Origin of the sequence: Pseudomonas capeferrum (assembly GCF_013523055.1) — a bacterium.
GTDB lineage: Bacteria > Pseudomonadota > Gammaproteobacteria > Pseudomonadales > Pseudomonadaceae > Aquipseudomonas > Aquipseudomonas capeferrum_A.
In genome coordinates, this window is the sequence record NZ_JAAMQM010000010.1 from 1 (window position 1) to 20,440 (window position 20,440).

17 protein-coding genes and 3 pseudogenes are annotated in these 20,440 nt (G+C 63.6%); 7 read left to right on the forward strand and 13 right to left on the reverse strand.

What is annotated here, in order from left to right:
• The 5 genes and pseudogenes from G7009_RS12665 to G7009_RS12680 all read left to right on the forward strand — a co-directional run.
• Positions 1-185 (forward strand): annotated as a pseudogene (locus G7009_RS12665) (phytanoyl-CoA dioxygenase family protein); the annotation flags it as partial.
• A gap of 143 nt (positions 186-328) precedes the next feature.
• Complete coding sequence (locus G7009_RS12670; RefSeq protein WP_181130417.1) at positions 329-535, forward strand: hypothetical protein; 207 nt, start codon at positions 329-331, stop codon at positions 533-535.
• Positions 536-996: 461 nt separating this feature from the next.
• A pseudogene (locus G7009_RS28220) lies at positions 997-1,854 on the forward strand (PDC sensor domain-containing protein); the annotation flags it as partial.
• A gap of 339 nt (positions 1,855-2,193) precedes the next feature.
• Positions 2,194-2,712, forward strand: a pseudogene (locus tag G7009_RS28225) (methyl-accepting chemotaxis protein); the annotation flags it as partial.
• A gap of 388 nt (positions 2,713-3,100) precedes the next feature.
• Positions 3,101-3,433, forward strand: coding sequence for a tyrosine-type recombinase/integrase (locus tag G7009_RS12680; protein WP_181130419.1), 333 nt, complete (start codon positions 3,101-3,103; stop codon positions 3,431-3,433).
• Here the strand turns inward: G7009_RS12680 and G7009_RS12685 are convergent, their stop codons facing one another.
• Both G7009_RS12685 and G7009_RS12690 read right to left on the reverse strand, forming a co-directional pair.
• A complete protein-coding gene (locus tag G7009_RS12685) occupies positions 3,434-4,576 on the reverse strand; it encodes a glycerate kinase (RefSeq protein WP_181130420.1) in 1,143 nt (380 codons plus the stop codon). It lies immediately after the preceding gene.
• Positions 4,577-4,716: 140 nt separating this feature from the next.
• Positions 4,717-5,814 carry a sugar diacid recognition domain-containing protein gene (locus tag G7009_RS12690; protein ID WP_181130421.1) on the reverse strand — a complete coding sequence of 366 codons (1,098 nt, stop codon included), beginning with the start codon at positions 5,812-5,814 and terminating at the stop codon, positions 4,717-4,719.
• Between the two features lie 158 nt (positions 5,815-5,972).
• Between G7009_RS12690 and G7009_RS12695 the strand changes: the two genes are divergently transcribed.
• Positions 5,973-7,301, forward strand: a complete 1,329-nt coding sequence (locus tag G7009_RS12695) for an MFS transporter (protein WP_181130422.1) — start codon at positions 5,973-5,975, stop codon at positions 7,299-7,301.
• Positions 7,302-7,355: 54 nt separating this feature from the next.
• Here the strand turns inward: G7009_RS12695 and catA are convergent, their stop codons facing one another.
• From catA to G7009_RS12740, 9 genes are all read right to left on the reverse strand, one after another.
• Complete coding sequence (gene catA, locus G7009_RS12700; protein ID WP_181130423.1) at positions 7,356-8,282, reverse strand: catechol 1,2-dioxygenase; 927 nt, start codon at positions 8,280-8,282, stop codon at positions 7,356-7,358.
• A gap of 43 nt (positions 8,283-8,325) precedes the next feature.
• On the reverse strand, positions 8,326-8,616 hold the full coding sequence (gene catC, locus G7009_RS12705) for a muconolactone Delta-isomerase (protein WP_181130424.1): 291 nt from the start codon (positions 8,614-8,616) through the stop codon (positions 8,326-8,328).
• A 27-nt stretch (positions 8,617-8,643) separates the two neighbouring features.
• Positions 8,644-9,765 (reverse strand): muconate cycloisomerase family protein, encoded by a 1,122-nt coding sequence (locus tag G7009_RS12710; RefSeq protein WP_181130425.1) that lies wholly within the window; start codon positions 9,763-9,765, stop codon positions 8,644-8,646.
• 63 nt (positions 9,766-9,828) lie between these two features.
• Positions 9,829-10,590 carry a 1,6-dihydroxycyclohexa-2,4-diene-1-carboxylate dehydrogenase gene (locus G7009_RS12715; RefSeq protein ID WP_181130426.1) on the reverse strand — a complete coding sequence of 254 codons (762 nt, stop codon included), beginning with the start codon at positions 10,588-10,590 and terminating at the stop codon, positions 9,829-9,831.
• A gap of 121 nt (positions 10,591-10,711) precedes the next feature.
• Entirely contained in the window at positions 10,712-11,722 is a 1,011-nt protein-coding gene (gene benC / locus G7009_RS12720) for a benzoate 1,2-dioxygenase electron transfer component BenC (RefSeq protein WP_181130427.1), read from the reverse strand.
• A 70-nt stretch (positions 11,723-11,792) separates the two neighbouring features.
• Positions 11,793-12,281, reverse strand: coding sequence for a benzoate 1,2-dioxygenase small subunit (gene benB, locus G7009_RS12725; RefSeq protein WP_181130428.1), 489 nt, complete (start codon positions 12,279-12,281; stop codon positions 11,793-11,795).
• Complete coding sequence (benA, locus tag G7009_RS12730; protein ID WP_181130429.1) at positions 12,278-13,636, reverse strand: benzoate 1,2-dioxygenase large subunit; 1,359 nt, start codon at positions 13,634-13,636, stop codon at positions 12,278-12,280. The genes benB and benA overlap by 4 nt, the downstream gene beginning before the upstream one ends.
• A 113-nt stretch (positions 13,637-13,749) precedes the next feature.
• Positions 13,750-14,457: a conjugal transfer protein TraX gene (locus tag G7009_RS12735; protein ID WP_258197929.1), complete on the reverse strand. Its 708-nt coding sequence runs from the start codon at positions 14,455-14,457 to the stop codon at positions 13,750-13,752.
• The gene (locus G7009_RS12740) at positions 14,454-15,554 is read right to left on the reverse strand and encodes a metal-dependent hydrolase (RefSeq protein ID WP_181130430.1); all 1,101 of its coding nucleotides are present in this window, start codon (positions 15,552-15,554) and stop codon (positions 14,454-14,456) included. Before G7009_RS12740 ends, G7009_RS12735 begins: the two co-directional genes overlap by 4 nt.
• Before the next feature lie 155 nt (positions 15,555-15,709).
• Between G7009_RS12740 and G7009_RS12745 the strand changes: the two genes are divergently transcribed.
• Positions 15,710-16,717, forward strand: coding sequence for an aldo/keto reductase (locus G7009_RS12745; protein WP_181130431.1), 1,008 nt, complete (start codon positions 15,710-15,712; stop codon positions 16,715-16,717).
• Here G7009_RS12745 and G7009_RS12750 read toward each other — a convergent pair.
• Positions 16,695-18,953, reverse strand: a complete 2,259-nt coding sequence (locus G7009_RS12750; protein WP_181130432.1) for a PAS domain-containing hybrid sensor histidine kinase/response regulator — start codon at positions 18,951-18,953, stop codon at positions 16,695-16,697. The genes G7009_RS12745 and G7009_RS12750 overlap by 23 nt on opposite strands.
• The gene (gene nosP, locus G7009_RS12755) at positions 18,886-20,034 is read right to left on the reverse strand and encodes a nitric oxide-sensing protein NosP (protein WP_181130433.1); all 1,149 of its coding nucleotides are present in this window, start codon (positions 20,032-20,034) and stop codon (positions 18,886-18,888) included. Before nosP ends, G7009_RS12750 begins: the two co-directional genes overlap by 68 nt.
• Positions 20,035-20,440: the final 406 nt, after the last annotated feature.

The window sequence follows — 20,440 nt, forward strand, 5'->3', positions numbered from 1 at the left end:
GGCTGGTACCCGAGGAAGCCTATCCGTTCGTGGTGGACATGGAGCTGGTACGCACTCTGTCACCGCGCGTGCAACAGATCCTCGGCTTCCGCTCCTTTACCGCCGACCTCTACGGCCTGCCGGGCCTGTGGCAGGTGAACTACGAGGAAATCGCCGACTACATCGGCCTCAATCCTCCTCGCTGATACCTGCACCTCTTGCCGCCACGCACTGATCTTCTTGACTTGCGCGCGTGGCGCGCACCTTTCAACGCCCTACCGTCTTGAGGACTACGCATGTCAACGTCTGGATCACTAAGTCTTCCGTCAGCGTCCTGGGACTGGGTGCCATGGGCGGTTCATTGGCCCGCAGCGAACAGATCGACTACCGCGAAGTCAGCCTCAACAGCCAGGCCGAAGCGATAGATCAACATGACTGCGAACTGCTCTGCTCTGGCTCTCTGAAGGATTATCAGAAACTTCAGCCATTGTGCCGGACACTGGGCGCCACGCTGACTTATCTGGGTAGCGATTGTGGCGCAACCCTGGAGGGCTGAGCGCCCGCCTCTTCTCTACTTGCTGACGGTGATGCATGCGTACAAGCCTGTCGATCCAACTGAAAATCGTTTTCTTGACAGGTCTCTGCCTGTTGCTCTGCCTGGCCGCGGTGATTGCGGCCAACCTCTATCAAATGAATCGAACCGATCACATGGTCGAACAACGCAGCAGCGCGTTACTGGAGGAGACTGCGCGCCTGCAACTGGCCACCAGCGGCGCCGTGCAACGCCAGCTGATCGAGAAAAAATTCAGTGACGCATTGTTATTCGGGCAAGAGTTCAACAGACAGCTGCTGGCCTTGCGCTCCCAGATATCCATGGGCCGTGCGCAGGAACATGAGGTGCGCAAGGAGATCATCGGGCAAAGTCACAGCGCGCTGGCCGCGCACCCCGAACTGCTCGGCCTGTTCGTAACATTTGAGCCTGACCGGCTAGGTGGCAACGATGGCGCATTCGTCGGCATGGACGAACTGGGCGGCAATGACAGCGGGCGTTTTTCAAGCTACTGGTCCCAGGCAGACCCGTCTGAGCCGAAATACGCCGTCTACCCGGAAGAACTGTTTACCCGCACCACCCCCGATGCCAGCGGCACCCCCTACAACTACTGGTACACCTGTGCGCTGAAGACACGCGCGCAATGTCTGACCTCTCCGTACCAGGATATCTTGAACGGCCAGTCTGTGACCCTTATCTCAATGGCCATTCCTCTGCTGGACGCTGGAAGCGTCATTGGCATGACCGTCGTCGACATCAACATTTCCGATCTCCAGAACCAGAGCCAGGAACTGGCTGGCGGACTGTATGGTGCAAACGCTGTAGTCAGCATTATCAGCAGTACCGGCGTAGTCGCGGCTAAAAGCGATGACGGACACGCCAGTGGCAAGACTAGCGCTGAGATATGGCCAGGCACAGGCAGCACTTACAATGCAGCTCACCTTCCGCCTCAGCCCCAAGCGACCCGACTAGGCGAGCACTACCAGTTGCTCGTACCTTTCAGTCCTGTGCCGGGCAACGCGGCATGGGCGGTGAAGATCGATGTACCCTGGGATGTATTGATGCTGCCTGCCCGTACTTTGACCACGATATTGACCGAGCAGCGCCAGGCCGCAACGCTGAATGTCATATTACTGGGGGGGTTATTGGCCTTCATCGGGTTGATCGTGATCGCATGGTGTATTCGCAGCGCGTTGGCGCCGCTCCATTCGATCACCCAGAGGATCCAAGACATTGCGGTTGGCAACGGCGATCTCACTCAACGCATCAGTTACTCGCAACAGGACGAGCTGGGCCTGCTGGCCGGTTGGTTCAACCGTTTTCTTGACAAGCTGCAACCTATCATCAAAGACATTCAGCAGACTTCGCTGCAAACCCGACAGGCCGCAAGACAAGCCTCCCACCTGGCGACTCATTCGCACGAACAGTTGCTGCAACAGGCGAGCGAAGTAGACCTGGTGGCCACCGCCTCCAATGAAATGGCAGCGACGGCCCATGAGGTCGCACGCAGCACTGCATCAGCCGCGCAGGCAGCGTATGACACTGATCAGGCGGCAAGCCGGGCGCGCATTGAAGTGGGCCGCGCCACCCAAGCTATTGAAACCTTGGCCTCGGAAATGAACGACAGCATGGTGTTGGTTGAAAGCCTTGCATTGAGCAGCGCGAAAATCAGTGATGTTCTGGATGTGATCCGAAGCATCGCTGAACAGACAAACCTGCTGGCCTTGAACGCTGCCATTGAAGCTGCCCGCGCGGGAGAAGCAGGTCGTGGTTTTGCCGTGGTGGCCGATGAAGTGCGTACACTCGCGCGGCGAACTCAAGAGTCGGTGATTGAAAGCCAACACGTGATCGAACTGCTGCAAGACAACACCCGCACCGTGGTCAGTGCCATGCACAGCAGCCAGGGGCTGACCACCCAGGGTGTCGAAGAGGTACGCCGTGCCGTCGAGTCTCTGCACGCGATCAGCGCTGCCGTTGGCTCGATCAATGAAATGAATGTACAGATAGCCACCGCCACGGAGGAGCAAAGTGCGGTTGCTGAAGAAATCAATGCCAACGTCAATGCCATCCGCGACCTGAGCCTTACCCTCGGTAAGGGCGGTATGGAGTCTTCTCAACTCAGCGAAAGCCTGGATGGCCTGGCCATCGATCTCACTCAGAAGACGCAACAGTTCCGCGTATAGGGTGGTGCTGTTCACTTGAACCACACGGGCAAGCCCGCTCCTACACGATCCGCGTCAGGCCCAGATTCATGGGCTTTGCAGCGTTCTTGTAAGAGCAGGCTTGCCCGCGATGGGCCGCAAGGCGGTCCCCAGGATACAAAAGCAGGGACTGCGCGATAGCCCCGAGGTCAGGAGAAAAATGAGGTCAAAGGCCCACAACGCTACCGTGGCGGCCCTACGCCCAGTAATGTCCGCCTCAAACAGTTTCTTCCAGTCCAGCGCTACGGGCCTGGTGTCGCGGTACGACCCCATGCCGCTCCATGAACCCTCCGTCATCGACCAGCCGAGGCCGAGTACCAACGCTGGTACGACCAAAGTTTCACCTCCGGCGCCGGTAAGTCCAAAAATAATGCCGACGACAGCCATCGCCCATGGCCCGGTGTTCCGCAAGCTCGATCGCTGGGGCAAGCTGGGCGAGGCTTCGCTCAACAGCAACAGCCTGGTCGGTCTGCTCCGGCGCATGCTTGCACGTGCCGGAGTGCCCGCCGCCCTCTATACCGGTCACTCGCTACGCCGGGGATTCGCGACCTGGGCGATCGCGAACGGCTGGGAGCTCACGTCGCTGATGAGCTACGTGGGCTGGAAGGATGCCAAGTCGGCGCTGCGCTACATCGATGCGGCGCAGGGCTTCGGCGAGCTGGCGGTGCTGCCCGCGGGCCGCCGCCAAGCTCGCGATGCTTGATTAGGCCTGACCCGCCGCGCTGCGCCACAAACGGGCGATATCTCCTGCTCGCGCTTGCAGGAGCACTTGAGCGTCGGCGCAGGCCTGCTCCAGTGTCATCGGTCCGCTGGCCAGGGCGAACGCGGCATCGATGCCGTGGGCGTACAGCGCCTCGTAACCCGCGCCGAGCGTTCCGGCCAGGACCACGACGGGGACACCGTGACGCTTGGCGACTCGCGCCACCCCCAGCGGCGTCTTGCCGCGCAGGGTCTGCGCATCGAAGCGACCCTCCCCGGTAACGACCAGGTCGGCACCCTGCACCAAGGCATCGAGGCCAGACAGTTCGGCGACCACTTCCACACCGGGACGAAAGCGCGCGCTCATGAATGCCTTTGCCGCGAACCCCATGCCCCCTGCCGCGCCGCAGCCCGGGAAATCACGCAGGTCCTCGCCGAGCAGGTTCGCGCACAGGTCGGCGAAGTGGCCCAAGGCCTGATCCAGCGCCTGGACCTGAGCCGGGTCGGCGCCTTTCTGCGGACCGAAGATCGCCGACGCGCCATTGGGGCCGCACAGCGGGTTGTCGACATCCGCGGCGACCTCGATTTCCACCTCCGCCAGACGCGGATCCAGGGCACTGGCATCGAGCCTGGCCAGCGTGGACAAGGCCAGGCCGCCTTCCTCCAATTCACGCCCCTGGGCATCCAGCAGGCGCAGTCCCAGCGCGCGCAACATGCCGCTACCTGCGTCGTTGGTGGCGCTGCCGCCGATGGCCAGGACGATCCGCTTGGCACCCGCGGCGAGGGCGGCGGCAATCAGCTCCCCGGTGCCCCAGGTACTGCTGCGGCAGGCATCGCGCTCGGCGCTGGGCACCAGTTGCAGGCCACTGGCCTCGGCCATCTCGATGATTGCGGTATGGCTGTCCGGCAGCCAGCCCCAGCCAGCCTCCACGCGGGTACCCAAGGGACCGCGCACGAACTGCCGACGCAATTCGCCGTGGCTGACGGCCACGATCGCTGCCATGGTGCCTTCGCCTCCATCGGCCATGGGGCATTCGATGCATTGGGCATGCGGCAGCACCTCGCTCATGCCTCTGGCAATGGCACGAGCGACGCCGGCCGCGTCGAGGCTGTCCTTGAACGAGTCGGGGGCGATGACGATCTTCATGGGGAATCTCCTGTCCAGATGCCTGGCATGCTGACAGCACATAGCCACGGTAAGCCTCGGTCATCTGCACAACACCCCCGAGGCGTTGTTTGGGCAAACGCCTTCGCACCCGGCGCCTGCCTCAAGGTCCCGCCGTGCAATCACTCCACCGGTAGCAGTTGCAAGCCCAGGTAGAGACTGAGCATCCCTTCCAGGCGCTGGGGGTCGACCTCACCCAGCTCGGCGATGCGCTCCAGGCGATAACGCAGACTGTTACGGTGAATGCCTAGCGCATCGGCGCAGGCCTGGCTCTGACCATCGTGCGCGCACCAGGCTCGCAAGGTGGCCAACAGCTGACCGCTACCGTCCCTGGCGCGTATACGTTGCAACGGCTCCAGCAGTTCCTCCAGCGCTTCATCGCTGCGGTGCCGCCAAAGCATGGCCGGCAAACGGTAGCGCGCCAGGGTGAGACAGCGCTCGCCCGGCAGTACGTCCCGCCCGTAGGCGAGCAGGTCGCGAACCCGCCGGTAGCCACGACGCAGCTGCTCCAAGCCCTGCGCGACACTGCCCAATGCCATGCGCTCGACTTGCCAGCCATGACGCTGCAGGCGTTCGAGCAGACGTGACTCGTCCAGCGCCAGGCCCGCCGGCCGACACCATAGCAATGACTGTCGCGCGGGGCTGACGCACCAGCTGTCGGGGTAGCGGCTCAACAGCCAGGCGGACAGCGTTTGCGCGCAGGGACCGGATTCGAGCTCGAACAGGCAGGGAATCCGGGGCAGTTGCGGCTTGAGCCCCAACTGCTGCGCTTCGTCGATCAACCGAGGCGAATCACCGCTGCCTCCCAGCAGCAAAGCCAACAGGTCATCGCAGCGTTGTCGCCGCCACTGCTGTTCCACTTGCAGGTGACGTTGGGCCAGAAGCATCTCGGCCGTCATCCGCAGCAATTCACCCGCGGTGCGCAATTGCTGCGGATCGCCGGTCAGGCCAAGCACTCCGATCAATCGGCCATCGAGCATCAGGGGCAGATTGACGCCAGGTTGCACGCCCTTCAGGCATTTGGCTGCCTCGACATCCAGCTCGACGATCCGTCCGTTGGCCAGCACCAGTTGCGCACCCTCGTGGCGGGTATTGATGCGCTCCGGCTCGCCGCTCCCGAGTATCAGGCCCTGGCTGTCCATGACGTTGACATTGCATGGCAGGATGGCCATTGCCCGGCTGACGATGTCCTGCGCCAGATCATGGTCCAGTTCGAACATGAGAAGGTCCTTGCGGTCGGAGGCTTTGTTCCACGGCACAGCGACGGGCAGCACGGGCTGTGCAAAAGCACAAAGACAGCCGCGGCCCACTCCCCGAGACTCGTCAAGGCGAGCGCCGACAGGCGTGTTGGCGAAAACAAAACATAAGAGAGTTCATCATGGCACACAGCCCTGCCCTCCACCAAGGCCAGGACGTCACCCGCGACGCGCTGTACCGGCGTATCACCCTGCGGCTGATTCCCTTCATCTTCATCTGCTACCTGTTCAACTACCTGGACCGCGTCAACGTCGGCTTTGCCAAGCTGCAGATGCTGGATGCCCTGAAGTTCAGTGAAACGGTCTATGGCCTGGGTGCCGGGATCTTCTTCATCGGCTATGTACTCTGCGGCCTGCCCAGCAACCTGGCGCTCAACCGCTTCGGGCCGCGGCGCTGGATCGCGGTGATGATGATCGTCTGGGGCACGCTGTCGACCTGCCTGCTGTTCGTCACCACGCCCCTGGAGTTCTACGCGCTGCGCCTGCTGACCGGCGCCGCCGAAGCCGGCTTCTTCCCCGGTGTGGTGCTCTATCTCGCGCGCTGGTTCCCGGCCGACCGCCGCGGCCGCATCATGGCCCTGTTCATGTCGGCGATCCCGGTATCGGGCCTGCTGGGCGGGCCGTTCTCCGGCTGGGTTCTCGAACATTTTTCCGCCGGGCAACATGGCCTGGCCGGTTGGCAGTGGATGTTCCTGATCCAGGGTGTGCCGACGGTCGTGCTAGGCGTGCTCGCCATCGTACTGCTCAGTGACGGCTATCAAAAGGCTGCCTGGCTGAGCCCGAGCGAACGCCAGGTGATCGAGGCCGACCTTCGGGCCGATGCCGCGAGCAAGCCTGTCACGACCCACGACAGTGTCCTGTCGGTCCTGACCCACCCGCTGATCTGGACCTTCGGTTTCGTCTACTTCTGCATCCAGAGCGGCGTCTACGCGATCAACTTCTGGCTGCCCTCGATCATCAAGAGCATGGGCTTCGACAGCGCCCTGCTGATCGGATGGCTGAGTGCCATCCCGTACCTGCTGGCGGGTGTCTTCATGATTCTGGTGGGGCGTTCGGCGGACTTGCGCAACGAGCGGCGCTGGCACCTGGTGGTGCCGATGCTGATGGGCGCCATCGGCTTGCTGATCGCCGTGAATTTCGCCCAGACCCCGACCATCGCCATCCTCGGCCTGAGCATTGCAACGATGGGCGCCCTCACCGGCTTGCCGATGTTCTGGCCGGTGCCGACCGCGCTGCTGAGCGCCAGTACCGCTGTCGCGGGCCTGGCGATCATCAACTCGGTGGGGCAGATGGCCGGTTTCCTCAGCCCCTACCTGGTGGGCTTCATCAAGGACCAGACCGGCTCCACCGATGCGGCGCTCTACTCCTTGGCGGGGCTGATCGTGGTAGGCAGCCTGGTGGCGTTGCGCGTTACCCGTGCCGCAGCCCTCAAGCCAGCTGCGGCGGGCTGATCACCGGGCGGGCTGCTGTCCCGAGGCTTGGCTGAGGGACAGCAGCGGATTTTCTCAGCCGACCTGCAGTGCACGTGGTCGGCTGCTGCGCAGCTGCGCGTCCTCATCCGTCGCTTCCTGCAAGCGGAAATCGAACTGCAGCTCGGCGTACCGTCCTGGTACGCCCTGGGCGCCATCTTCCCGGAACACCACTTCGCCCACCAGGCCGTCACGGGTGGCATAGGCGAAGTCATCCCACAGGTAGCGGTCCCCCGAGAGGTTGATCTGAGTCGTCAGGTGACGATGACCCGGTGCCGAGATGAAGAAGTGCACATGGGCCGGGCGCTGGCCGTGACGGCCCAGCAGGTCCAGGCATTCCTGGGTCGGCCCTTGCGGATCGCAGCCGTAACCGGACGGTACGATGGAGCGGGCACGGTAGCGGCCCTCGGCGTCGGTGACGATGTGTCGGCGCAGGTTGTATTCGGACTGGCTCTGATCGAAGAACGAGTAGGTGCCGCGGGTGTTGGCATGCCACAGATCGACCGTGGCACCTGGCAACGGTCGGCCTTGCAGGTCGAAGACCTGGCCTTCGAGGAACATCACCGTAGCCACTCCCTCCTCCGTACCGTCATCCATGCGCACCTGCCCCTCGGCAAGCGGCGCGCCGGCCACATACAACGGCCCTTCGATGGTGCGAGGCGTGCCGCCAATCCGGCCGGCGTGCTCGTCCTTGGCGTCCTGCAGCAGGTCCAGGAAGTGCTCGATACCCAGGCCCGCGACCAGCAGCCCGGCTTCGCCACGTCCACCGAGACGGTTGAGGTAGTCGACGGCGTACCAGAACTCGTCCTCGCTGATCTCCAGGTCTTCGATCAGTCGCGCGGTGTCCTGCAGGACGCGCAGGACGATCTGCTTGAGGCGCGGGTTGCCTTCGTCATTGCCGAGGCCCGCGGCGTTCTTGAAGAATGTTTGTATGTCGGCAGTCTGCGAAATCTTCACGGTCATGGTTGCCTACCTCATCTTGTTCTTGGCAATGGATGAAATTGCTTCAGCGGTCGTCGGCATGGATCGACGAAGGATGACGGCAGAGCCCGTCGACCTCGATGTCCATGTAGGGGAACAGCGGCAGTTGCATCAACGTGTCGTGCAGTGCCTCGACACTCGGCACGTCGAACACGCTGTAGTTGGCGTAGTGGCCGGCGATGCGCCAGAGGTGGCGCCAGGTCCCTTCGGCCTGCAGACGCTGGGCCAGCGCCTTTTCATCGGCCTTCAGGCGCGCGGCCTGGGTAGGGTCCATGTCAAGCGGCAGCTTCACGGTCATCTTCACGTGGAACAGCATGGTGTCTCTCCTTCGTTGGCAGGCGGTTCAGTGGCGTACGAAACGCGCCAGACGCGCCTCGTCCAGGCTCAGGCCGAGGCCGGGCGTGCGCGGGACATGCAGCTCGAAGTCGCGATAGACCGGCGCCTCGGTAACGATGTCCTCGGTCAGCAGCAGCGGGCCGAACAGTTCGGTGCCCCAGGTCAACTGGCGCAGAGTGAGGAAAGCGTGGGCCGAGGCCAGTGTGCCGATAGCCCCCTCGAGCATGGTCCCGCCGTACAGTGCGATGCCGGCCGCTTCGGCGATCTGCGCGGTGCGCAGGACAGCGCGTGGGCCACCGTTCTTGGCAATCTTCAAGGCGAAGATGCTGGCCGCGCCGTCAGCGGCCAGGCTGAAGGCGTCCTCGACGCTCTCGATCGACTCGTCGGCCATGATCGGCGCGATGCTGCGCTGGTTCAGGCGCACCTGGCCCGAGCGGTTGATACGCGAGATCGGCTGCTCGATCAGATCGATGCCGTGCTCGCCCAAGACCTGGCAACCGCGGATCGCCTGGGATTCGTCCCAGTACTGGTTGACGTCCACACGCACGCTGGCGCGATCGCCCAAGGCCTTCTTGATCGCCACCACGTGGCGCAGGTCCTGCTCGAGCGGGTTGGCACCGATCTTCAGCTTGAAGATGCGATGACGTCGCGCCTCGAGCATCTGCTCGGCCTCGGCGATGTCGCGAGTGGTGTCGCCGCTGGCCAGGGTCCAGGCGACCTCCAGGCTGTCGCGCACGCGCCCGCCCAGCAGCTCGCTGACCGGCAGGCCGAGTCGCTTGCCCTGTGCATCGAGCAGTGCGCTTTCGATACCGGATTTGGCGAAGGTGTTGCCCTTGGCGATCTTGTCCAGCTTGAGCATGGCGGCGTTGATGTTGTCCGCCGCCAGGCCCAGCAGCGCTGGAGCGAGGTGGGCATCGATATTGGCCTTGATGCTTTCCGGGCTTTCGTAGCCGTAGGCCAGGCCACCGATGGTGGTCGCCTCGCCGATGCCCTCGACGCCGTCGCTGCAGCGCAGGCGCAGGATCACCAGGGTCTGGCGCTGCATCGTGTGCATGGCCAGCTTGTGCGGGCGGATGGTCGGCAGGTCGACGATCAAGGCGTCCAGCCGGTCGATCAATGGGGTGGTCATGAAGCACTCTCCTGTAGAGTCAGTGGAAAAACGGACAGGCCGATATCGCCGGCAGGCCCGTGATCAGCCAAGGTCGCCACCGCCCACGGGGATCGTCACGCCGGTGATGTAGGATGCCTCGTCGGAAGCCAGGAAGAGGATCGCGCCGACCTGCTCGTCGAGCGTGCCGTAGCGTTTCATCAGGCTGCTGTCGAGGGTCTGGTCGACGATCTGCTGGTACCAGACCTTTTCCTCGGCGGTCTGCTCTTCGCTGTTGCGTGGAATACGCCTTGGAGGCGCTTCGGTGCCGCCCGGGGCAGTGGCATTGACGCGGATACCGCGCTCGGCCGTTTCGAACGCGAGGCAAGCGGTGAGCGCGTTGACGCCACCCTTGGCCGCGCCATAGGGCACCCGGTTGATGCCGCGGGTGGCGATGGACGAGACATTGACGATGGCCCCCTGCTCCCGCGCCAGCATGTAGGGCAGCGCGGCATGGCAGCACCACAGCGTCGGGAACAGCGAACGACGTACCTCCGCCTCGATCTGCTCGGCCTGGTAATGCTCGAACGGCTTGGCCCAGAGCGTGCCACCTACGTTGTTGACCAACACGTCGAGCTGGCCGAACCTGTCCACCGCCTGGCCCATGATCCGGGTGCATTCGGCGTGCTGTTCGAGGTCGGCCGTCAGGGTCAGCATGCCCTCGCCGGCCAGTTCGTGGACCAGCTCGGAGCGGTCGACCGCCACCACCTGGGCGCCTTCCGCGCGCAGTCTCCAGCACACGGCGCGGCCGATGCCTTGCGCGGCGCCGGTGACCAAGGCGACCTTGTCCGAGAAACGATTGTTCATGTGCATCTCCTGTCGCGGGACCTGCCCGCCTATGCGAGGGCGCTCGCTTGCGCGCTCCTCGACCTGGAGTAAAAGGAGGTCGCCCGTACCCGCAGGGTACGCACGACCTCAAAGAGAAGGTTCAGGCCGCTGCCGCGAACTTTTCGAAGTAGAAGTTCGCCGGTGTGATGCCTTGCTCGCGCAGGTGCAGGCTGACCGCTTCGACCATGGGTGGCGGACCGCACAGGTACACATCGACGTCGCCTTCATTGAGATGCCCGGCCTCGATGTGCTGGGTCACATAGCCCTTGCGCGGGTATTCGCACTGCGGATCGGCCACGCAGGCGGCGAAGGTGAAGTTGGGGATGCGTGCGGCGAAGTCCTGCAGGCGGTCCAGCTCGACCAGGTCGAAGTCGTTGGTCACCCCGTAGATCAGGTGCACCGGATGATCGCTGCCCTGCTCGGCGATCCGCTCCAGCATCGCGGTGAACGGGGCCAGGCCGGTGCCGCCCGCCAGCAGCAACAGCGGTCTCTGGATCGAGCGCAGGTAGAAACTGCCCAGGGGTCCGGCCAAGGTCATGCCGTCGCCGGCCTTGGCCATCTCGGTGAGGAAGCTGCTCATCAGCCCGCCAGGCACGTTGCGGATCAGGAAACTGACCTCGCCGTCCTTCTGCAACGAACTGAAGGAATACGCGCGACTCTGGTCGCTGCCTGGGACCTGCAGGTTGACGTACTGCCCCGGGAGGAACGCCAGCCGGGCCAGGGACTCGCCCTTTACGGACAGGGCAATGGTGCTCTGCGACAGCTGGCGAACCCTGCTGATGGTCGCGTCGAAGCTGGCTTGCGCGGTCTTGCAGACCTGGGAAGACGCCGGGATGCGCACCACGCAATCGCTTTCGGCGCGCATCTGGCACGTGAGGACGTAGCCTTGAGCGATTTCATCTTCGCTCAGGGCGTCTTCGATGAAGTTGTCGCCCAGGTCGTAGCGACCCGATTCGGCCTGGCACTTGCAGGTACCGCAAGCGCCGTCACGGCAGTCCAGCGGAATGTTGATGCCTTGGCGGTAGGCCGCGTCGGCAACGGTTTCATGGCCGGCGGCCTCGATGAAGCGGGTCACGCCGTCTTCGAAATTCAGTGCGATCTGGAAACTCATGGTGCACCTCGCGGGCGAGCGACTGCCCGACATGCCCAGGCATGCCGCAAGTCCCTCGCCTGACCGAAACTCAGATGTGATAGATGTCGATGAGCTGACGCACGAAGTCGTTCTTCAGGATCACCTTCTTGGCCTTGATCAATGGCTGTTCGCCGCGCAGATCGAGGGTGTAGAAGCTGGTGCCGAAGTAACTGTCGACGGTCTTGTAGCGAAAGCTCAGGGTGTGCCAGTTGAAGCGAACCTGGCACTGCCCGTCGCTCTGCTCGACGATCTCGATGTTGCTCAGGTTGTGCGAGGTCCGCGTATCGGGAATGGTCGCGCTGGAGCGCTCGGTCTTGATCCGGAAGATCCGGTCCTCGAGGCCGCCGCGATTGCCGTACCAGATCAGCGAGACCTCTCGCTGGGGATCCTCGGTAAGCTGATCATCGTCGTCCCAGGCAGGCATCCAGAAGGTCGCATCGGATGCATACAGCTCAAGCCACTCATCCCAATGCGCGTCGTCAAGATAGCGTGCTTCGCGATAGAGGAAGTCGCGGACCGTTTCGTAGGTGCTGGTCATGGCACGCTCTCCACGGGAATGAGTTCGGACGTCTCGGTCACCGCCTTGATCATGGTGTCCTGCCAGTATTTGTGCTGGAGCACGAACAGGCCCTCGTCCTCGGTACGAACGCCGGAAAGCAACGGCTGCAGGTCGATTTCGCGGGCCGCCTCGTCTGCCCCGTCCACCCAATGGGTCGCCCCTCGGGACATGTCGTTCCAGCCCGCACCGCCGCCATAACCGGTCTGGCAGGAGCGGAACTCCTCCAGGTCATCGGGCGTGGCCATGCCGCTGACATTGAAGAAATCTTCGTACTGGCGAATGCGCTTGGCCCGGGCGTCGTCGCTCTCGCCCTTGGGCGCGATGCAGTAGATGGTGATTTCCGTGCGATTGACCGAAATCGGCCGTGCCACACGAATCTGCGAGCTGAACTGATCCATCAGGTAGACGTTGGGGTACAGGCACAGGTTGCGCGAGTTCTGGATCATCCAGTCGGCGCGCGCCTGGCCGTGATCGCGGGCCAGTTCATCCCGACGTTCGAAGGCCGGACGGTCCTCGGGGTTGGCCCAGCGGGTCCAGAGCAGCAGGTGGCCGTGGTCGAACGAGTAGAAACCGCCACCATGCTTGGCCCAGGAACCGGCGCTCATGGTCTTGATCTCGCCGCCCGCGTCACGCTGCTTGCGCTGGTTCTGCGTGGCGGCATAGTTCCAGTGCACGGCGCTGACGTGGTAACCGTCGGCACCGTTCTCGGCGGTGAGCTTCCAGTTGCCTTCGTAGATATAGGAACTGGCGCCGCGCAGCACTTCCAGACCTTCGGGGGACTGGTCGACGATCATGTCGATGATCTTCGCCGATTCACCCAAGTGCTCGGTAAGTGGCTTGACGTCGGCATTGAGGCTGCCGAAGAGGAAGCCGCGATAGGATTCGAAACGCGCCACGCGCGTCAGGTCATGCGAACCCTCGCAATTGAAGCTGCTTGGATAGCCTGCTTCGGACGGGTCCTTGACCTTGAGCAGCTTGCCGCTGTTGTTGAAAGTCCAGCCATGGAACGGGCAGGTGTAGCTGGAGCGGTTGCCGCGCTTGTGCCGACAGAGCATGGCGCCACGGTGGCTGCAGGCATTGAGGAAGGCATTGAGTTCACCGTCCTTGTTGCGCGCGATGAAGATCGGCTGGCGCCCCATGGTGGTGGTGAGGTAGTCGTTGCGATTGGGGATCTGGCTCTCGTGGGCGAGGTAGATCCAATTACCCTCGAAGATATGTTGCATCTCCAGGTCGAACAGGCGCGGGTCGGTGAACATCTCGCGTTTGCAGCGGTAGATGCCCTTCTCCCGGTCTTCTTCGAGCAAGGCATTGAGATAGTCGATTCCCAGGGACATGGCCAGGGCCTCCGTTGTTATTGTCAGGCCAGGTCAGGTTAGGCCCAGGGCGGGCGCGGCAATATCCGATTCCTGCAGATCGCTATCCGTTTCCTGCAGTCAGGTTGCGCTTGTCATGAAAGCCCTTGCAGGGCCTTGATGACCAGCAGGTGCAGCGGGTAGAAGCCGTATCCCCAGCGACCGATCCGCGGCACTGCCCAGCTATCGCGACGCAACAGCCAGGCGCCCAGGGGAACGGACAGGGCGACGCTGGCCAGGATGAGCAAGGCCAGCGGCGCGGTGGGGTGATCGGCCAGCCAGCTGTTGGTGAGGTTCGCGGCCATCGCGGTCAGGCAGGCCAGCACCCAGAAAAGACCGCCGCGGACAGTGGCGAGCAGCAAGACCGCCGGCAGCAGCACGCCCGGCAAACCATACATCAGCGCATCGCTGTGCCAAGCCGCGGCGACTGCCGCCACGAGGCCCAGCATGCGAGCCGCGACCTGTGAATGATGCACGCCCCAGGCCACCAGCAGGCCCAAGGTCAGGGTCGGCATCACGCTGAAGGTTTCAGAGCCGGTGTCCAGCCAGCGGTAGGGAAGCTCGGACATGACCGAAAAGGCGCACATCCAGCCCAGGTAGCGCGCATTGGCACCGCTGGCCAGTGTGCCTGGCCTGGAGCGGCCTACATTCACGGCAATCGCCAGACAGAACAAAGGGAAGGCCAGGCGCCCTGGCACGAACAGGCCGTACGCCTGGGGCCAGAGAAAGCGCAGATGATCGGCCACCATGGTCAGGATCGCCACCCACTTGACCAGGTCCAGCCCCGCCGAACGCCTGTTCAGCGGCCAGTCTCGACCGAACCAGGCTGTGCGGACCGGTCCAGATACTGGTTGGCCCAGCGGGCCAGCGGCAAGGGTGGCTGCTGGACGACGATGCGCCGCCAGATGAGCGCAAGGGCTTCGCTGTCGAACATCGAGCCAGGACCCGCTCCTCGCCACATCGTTGGTGTGATGGCGCTCCAGTGCCCACGTTCATCACGGGCAGCCATGTTGAAGCGGAAGGTGTAATTGCCGGGGATACCCATGCGCAGGTCGGTGACGACCAAGGCATTGCCTATCACGTCGTAACGCAGCCAGTCATCGGTGAACCAGCGCAACCGTTCATGCAAGGGTTGATCGCGCAGGATAGCCGCCGCCTCGAGGTTGCGTGAATAACGCAGCATCTCGGGTGGGGCATGGTCGAATACACTGCTGATCCCCTCGTAATAATGCCCATCCGGTGTCTTGGCCAAGACACGCCAGACCAGGCTGTTGAACGCGATGGGTACGGCGCGCACCTCCGTCGCGGCGATGCCTTGCCGCTCCAACGCGGCTTGAAAGCGCTCTTCGCCGAGATGACGTCCGAAGAGCCCGAAGCCCAGGTAGGCCGTGCTGAAGACCAGCGCCGTGACCAGCAGCGGCACCCCGCGCCCGGCGAAACCCTTGATCGCAGCGAAGATCACCGCCGCGAGCAGCGGCACGGTGTAGACCGGATCGATGATGAACACCGCCGCCCAGCTCACGGGCGTGAAGTGCAGAGGCCAGAACAGTTGCGTGCCATACACCGTGAATGCATCGAGCAACGGATGGGTGATCAATACCAGCCAGAATGCCAGGAACAACCGCGGCGCGCTGTAGCCGCGCTCGGGCGAGCGTCTTCGTGATTGCCAGGCGACCAGCCAGGCCAGTATCAGCGCCAGGCCGGTCAGCACGAACACCGAGTGGGAAAAGCCCCGGTGATAGGTCATCTGCGACACCGGATCGGCATAGCGGATCACTACGTCGAGATCGGGCAAGGTCCCCAGCGCGGCGCCATAGAGCAACGAGCGTTTTCCCTGCACCCTGCCCAGTACCGTCCCTTGCAGCGCGGCACCCAATACAGCTTGAGTCAATGAGTCCAATGGTGTGGCTCCTGGGCAAGTAGTACTGCGAACCTACCCGTATCGACGGGGCCAGCGCAAATCCCCCGGCCCGACGCACGCGGCATCATGCTTTCAAACCGCGAATGACCTGTGTAAAACGAACGCACCTTCCAGTGCAAAAAAGGATTTCGAGCATGATCTACCGTCCGCTGGGCCAGAGTGGCCTGCAGGTTTCCGCCCTGACCCTGGGCAGCATGATGTTCGGCGAGCAGACCAGTACCGAAGATTCGCTGCGCATCATCGACAAGGCCTGGGACCAAGGCATCAACTTCATCGACACGGCAGACGTGTACAACGCCGGGCGCTCCGAAGAGATCGTCGGCGAGGCCGTTGCCCGCCATCGCCAGGACTGGATCGTGGCCTCCAAGGTCGGCTACGGCCCGGCGGATGGCTTGCCCAACCGCAGTGGCCTGTCGCGCAAGCACATCTTCAACGCCATCGAGGCGACGCTCACGCGCATGGACACCGATTACCTCGACATCTACTACCTGCACCGCGAAGACCACAGCGTGCCGCTGGAGCAGACCGTCGCGGCCATGGGCGACCTGCTGCGCCAGGGCAAGATTCGTCATTGGGGCGTCTCCAACTTCCGCGGTTGGCGCATCGCCGAGATCTGCAACCTGGCCGACCGCCTGGGCGTGGCCAAGCCCGTGGTCAGCCAACCGCTGTACAACATCGTCAACCGCCAGGGCGAGCCCGAACAATTCTGCGCCGCGGCCCATCATGGCCTGGGCATCGTGCCGTTCAGCCCGCTGGCGCGCGGCGTGCTCAGCGGCAAGTACGCGCCAGGTGCCACGCCGGATGCCGGCAGCCGCGCCGGTCGCCAGGACAAGCGCATCCTGGAAACCGAGTGGCGCCAGGAGTCCCTGGACATCGCCAGGAAGATCCACGCCTACACCGAGGCCAAGGGCGTCGGCATCGTCGAGTTCGCCATCGCCTGGGTGCTGAACAATCGCCTGATCAGCTCGGCCATCGTCGGGCCGCGCACCGAAGCGCAGTGGGACACCTACAGTGGTGCCCTGGAGGTGAAGGTCACGGCGGAGGACGAGGCGTTCATCGATTCATTGGTGACGCCGGGGCATGCGTCGACGCCGGGGTACAACGATGTGGCGCACTTTGTCAGCGGGCGCCTGCCACGCTGAGCAAATGACTCATCGCCATCTTCAGCTTCATGGGTCGCACCGGCTTGTGCATGAGGGTATGCCCAAGCTCGCGCACCTGCTGCTTGAGCTCGTTGCTGTAGTTGGCCGTGATCATCAGAACCGGTATCGGTCGGTGACGCCGGGCGTTGATCGCGGTCACGGCGTCGACGCCCGTGCGCTGGTCGTCCAGATGGTAGTCGGCGATCAGTAGATCGACCTTGGCCCGCTCCAGCGCCACCTGACGTTCCAGATCCGCTTCGCTCAGGGCCGTGACCACTTGGCAGCCCCACTGCTGCAGCAGGCTGGACATGCCCGCGCAGATCGCGGCGTCGTTATCCAGCACCCAGATCCGCGCGCCCTCCAGCGGTTGTACCAGAGGCATTTCCGCAGCGGGCAAGGCCGAACGACGCGGCGCCCGGCGACAGCGCGGCACCTCCACGGAGAAGACCGAGCCCTTGCCTGGCACCGAGCGCAGGTGCACGGCATGGCCCAGGATGCCGGCGATCTTCTCGACGATCGCCAGTCCCAAGCCCAGCCCACGATCCTGGTCGGGACGCTGGGCCTCCCCACGCTTGAACTCCTGGAACACTTCGACGCATTTGTCCGCGGCGATCCCTACACCCGTATCCCAGACCTCGATCCAGACCTTGCGCCCGCGCCGACGACAGCCGAGCAGTATGCGCCCGTGGGGGGTATAGCGGATGGCATTGCTCAGAAGATTGCGCAGGATGCGTGCCAGGAGCTGGATATCGCTGCGCACGCGTAGTCTCGTAGGAATGTAGTCCAGCCGCAGACCCTCGCTGAGCGCCACCTGGGCATGCTCGGCCGCCAGGGTATCGAGCAGGTCCCGTAGGGCGAAACTGGCGATATCGGCTTTGATCACGCCGGCATCGAGCTTGGAGATGTCGACCAAGGTGCCCAACAGGTTCTCCACCCCGTCGAGCGAATTGCTGACGTTGCGCACCAGGTTCGGCTGCAGGCCGGGTTCACGTTGTTCAAGCAGCGCGCTGGTGAACAGACGCGCGGCGTTGAGCGGTTGCAGAAGATCGTGGCTGACGGCGGCGAGGAACTTGGTCTTCGACAGATTGGCCCGGTCGGCCTCGGCCTTGGCTTCGCGCAAGCACGCCTCGACCCGACGACGCTGGTCGATTTCACCCAGCAACTGCCGATTGAGGCTGGTCAGCTCGGCGGTACGTTCGTGGACCCGAGCTTCCAGGTGCTGGTAGGCCTGGTGCAGGGCCTCGGCTTGGGCATAGCGCTCGGTGATGTCGGTGAAGGTATTGACGAAACCACCGGCAGGCAGCGGATGGGTGCGAATCTCCAACAGACGCCCATCGAACAACCGCTGCTCCAGCTCCTGCAGGACGTTGCCGACCGAATCGCGGCTCTCGGGCGTCAGCAAGGCCAATTCGCTGTCGCCGATCACTTCGGCGAACAGCCGCTGGCTGGCGATCGGCGCCAGGCCGCTCAGCTCCAGGAAGCGACGGTTCCACAGTTCCAGCACGCCCTCGGCATTAACCATCGCCAGGCCCTGGGACAGGTTGTCCACGGCACGTTGCAGCAGGTAGGACTTCTGCGCCAACGCTTGCTCGCGGCGCCGCGTCTCTCGTTGCTTGACCCGCGTGACGTCGGTGAATAGCATCACTCGCCCACCATCTCGGGTGGGCCGCTCGCTGACCTGCAGCCAGCGCTCGTTGCGCAGGCGGTACAGCGGCTGCTCGTCGAGACTGCCGCGAGGCTCCTCGCGCAGCAGGCTGTGCATCAGGCGCTTGACCTCCATCAGGTGCATGCCGCTGGACATGCGCAGGCGACTGTTGGCCCACAGCGCCTTGAAGCGGCGATTGAAGAGCACCACGCGCAGATCGTGATCGAACAGCACGAAGGCGTCGGAGATGCTTTCGATCGCATCCACCAGCCGCAGGTGGGCGGTCTCGGCCCGCTGGTGGGCATCGCTGAGCAACAGATGGCTGGCCTTGAGATCGATCAGCGCCTGATTCAGCGCATCGGTGCGCTCGCGGACCTGCTCGGCCAATACGACCGAATGCTGGAATGCCGCAAAGGCATCGTCCGGCCGCGCCGCACCGGATTCGAGCCGCTCGATCAAGGCCGCATTGATGCGCTTGAGCTTGTGATTCTCGCGTTGCAACTGCGCCAGCCGGGTCGCGCACTCAGGCGCGTGGCTGGCGAGGTCGTCCGATGGCAACGCCGGTGAAGGTCTGGTTGATATGCATGCCATTGAACTGTTCCCCGTAGGTGTTGAAGCCCAGTACTCGCTGCTCGCGCAGGAAATCGCCAACCTGGCCAAGGGTGCCCTCGCCTTCGAGCTCCAGGCGCCGCAGGCAGCAATCGCAGCCGATCGTCACCAGCAGCGGGCCGAGACGCTGGCGCAGCCCATCGAACAGTGCCTGCAGGTCGGGCAGCAACGGGCCAGGACGCATGGCGGTGAGGACGATGCCGTTCTCGACCGCGCAGTAGAAGCTCAGGCTTTGGTCCTCATGGACTTGCTGGATGGCGCGGATGTAGTGGTTCTGGTTGATCCGTACCGCCAGCGGATGGGCGGCGAACAGGCGATGATCCAAGGCTTCGAGAGGCACGCCGATCAGTTGCGCATATTCGCGCGCGGCCGGCTCGGCATTGAGCTCGTAGACGCGACGCAGGGTACGGTCTGCCCGAGTGACCACCAGCTTTTCCTGGCGAGGGCGAATGTGATGGGTACTGAACACTTCGAAATCCAGCCAGGTGTTGACCAGCAGTACGACAGTCGCGCCGCTGTGGAAGGCACCGTCGAAATACACATGGGTGCGGCTCAGGTAATTGTCGTCACCGGCCGAACCACCGAATTGCGGGATGTCGCCCAAGGCTGCCGCCAACGCGGCAAGGACGATTTCCTCGCGGCTGGACAGACCGTCGAACAGGGTCAGGGCGAAACTGTGACCCTTGATCGGCGCCAGGTTGTTGCTTCTGCATTCGCCGACCAGGCGCTCCACTACCGCCTGGGCATCCAGGAGGCTGAAGCCTGGCATCGCATCGACCAGGGTCGCGGCAATGGAGAAATGACGCCGGTCGAAGCCGAGCGCGGTGATGCATCCCCGTCCATAGCCTTCGGGGGTCAGTTCCCCGGCGCTGGTGCAGCCCGTCAGGCGTACATCGACGAAGACCTGGCCCAGGGCATGGGCCAAGGCTGGCAGGTCATACTCGGCGGAGCAGAAAAACAGCACGAAACCCAACTCCGGATGCAGGAGCTGCGCGGCCAGCTCTTGGGCCGCCTGCTCGGCACTGCTGGCCCGGGAGACCGCGCTGACGACACCTTCGCTCATGAGCTACTTCCTGGAGGGGATGGATGGCGGCAGTGTAGGAAAACGCGGTGAGGGCGCGAATGCTACTTGGGTAGCGGGTCGACCGGGATTTGGTTGTAGGCGCGGCTTGCGCGCAAGGTTGGGTGTGATGTCGGTGTCGGCTTTCGGTTTTGAAATTTTCTGGGTCTGTTCCGGCCCTGTCGCGGGACAAGCCCGCTCGCCACCGGAATTGCAGTGCCTCGGTAGTGGAGGTCTGCTAACAAGCCGGATACCACCAGGTATCGAGCCGCAGCTCCGGTGGCGAGCGGGCTTGTCCCGCGATAGGACCCTCAGCTGCACAACAACTCTCAGCGCCGAAATCGGATGATCCGCGTAGCCAACTGACGTTGGGGGCCTGCTGAAATGCCGAGCACTCGGATGGGGCCTG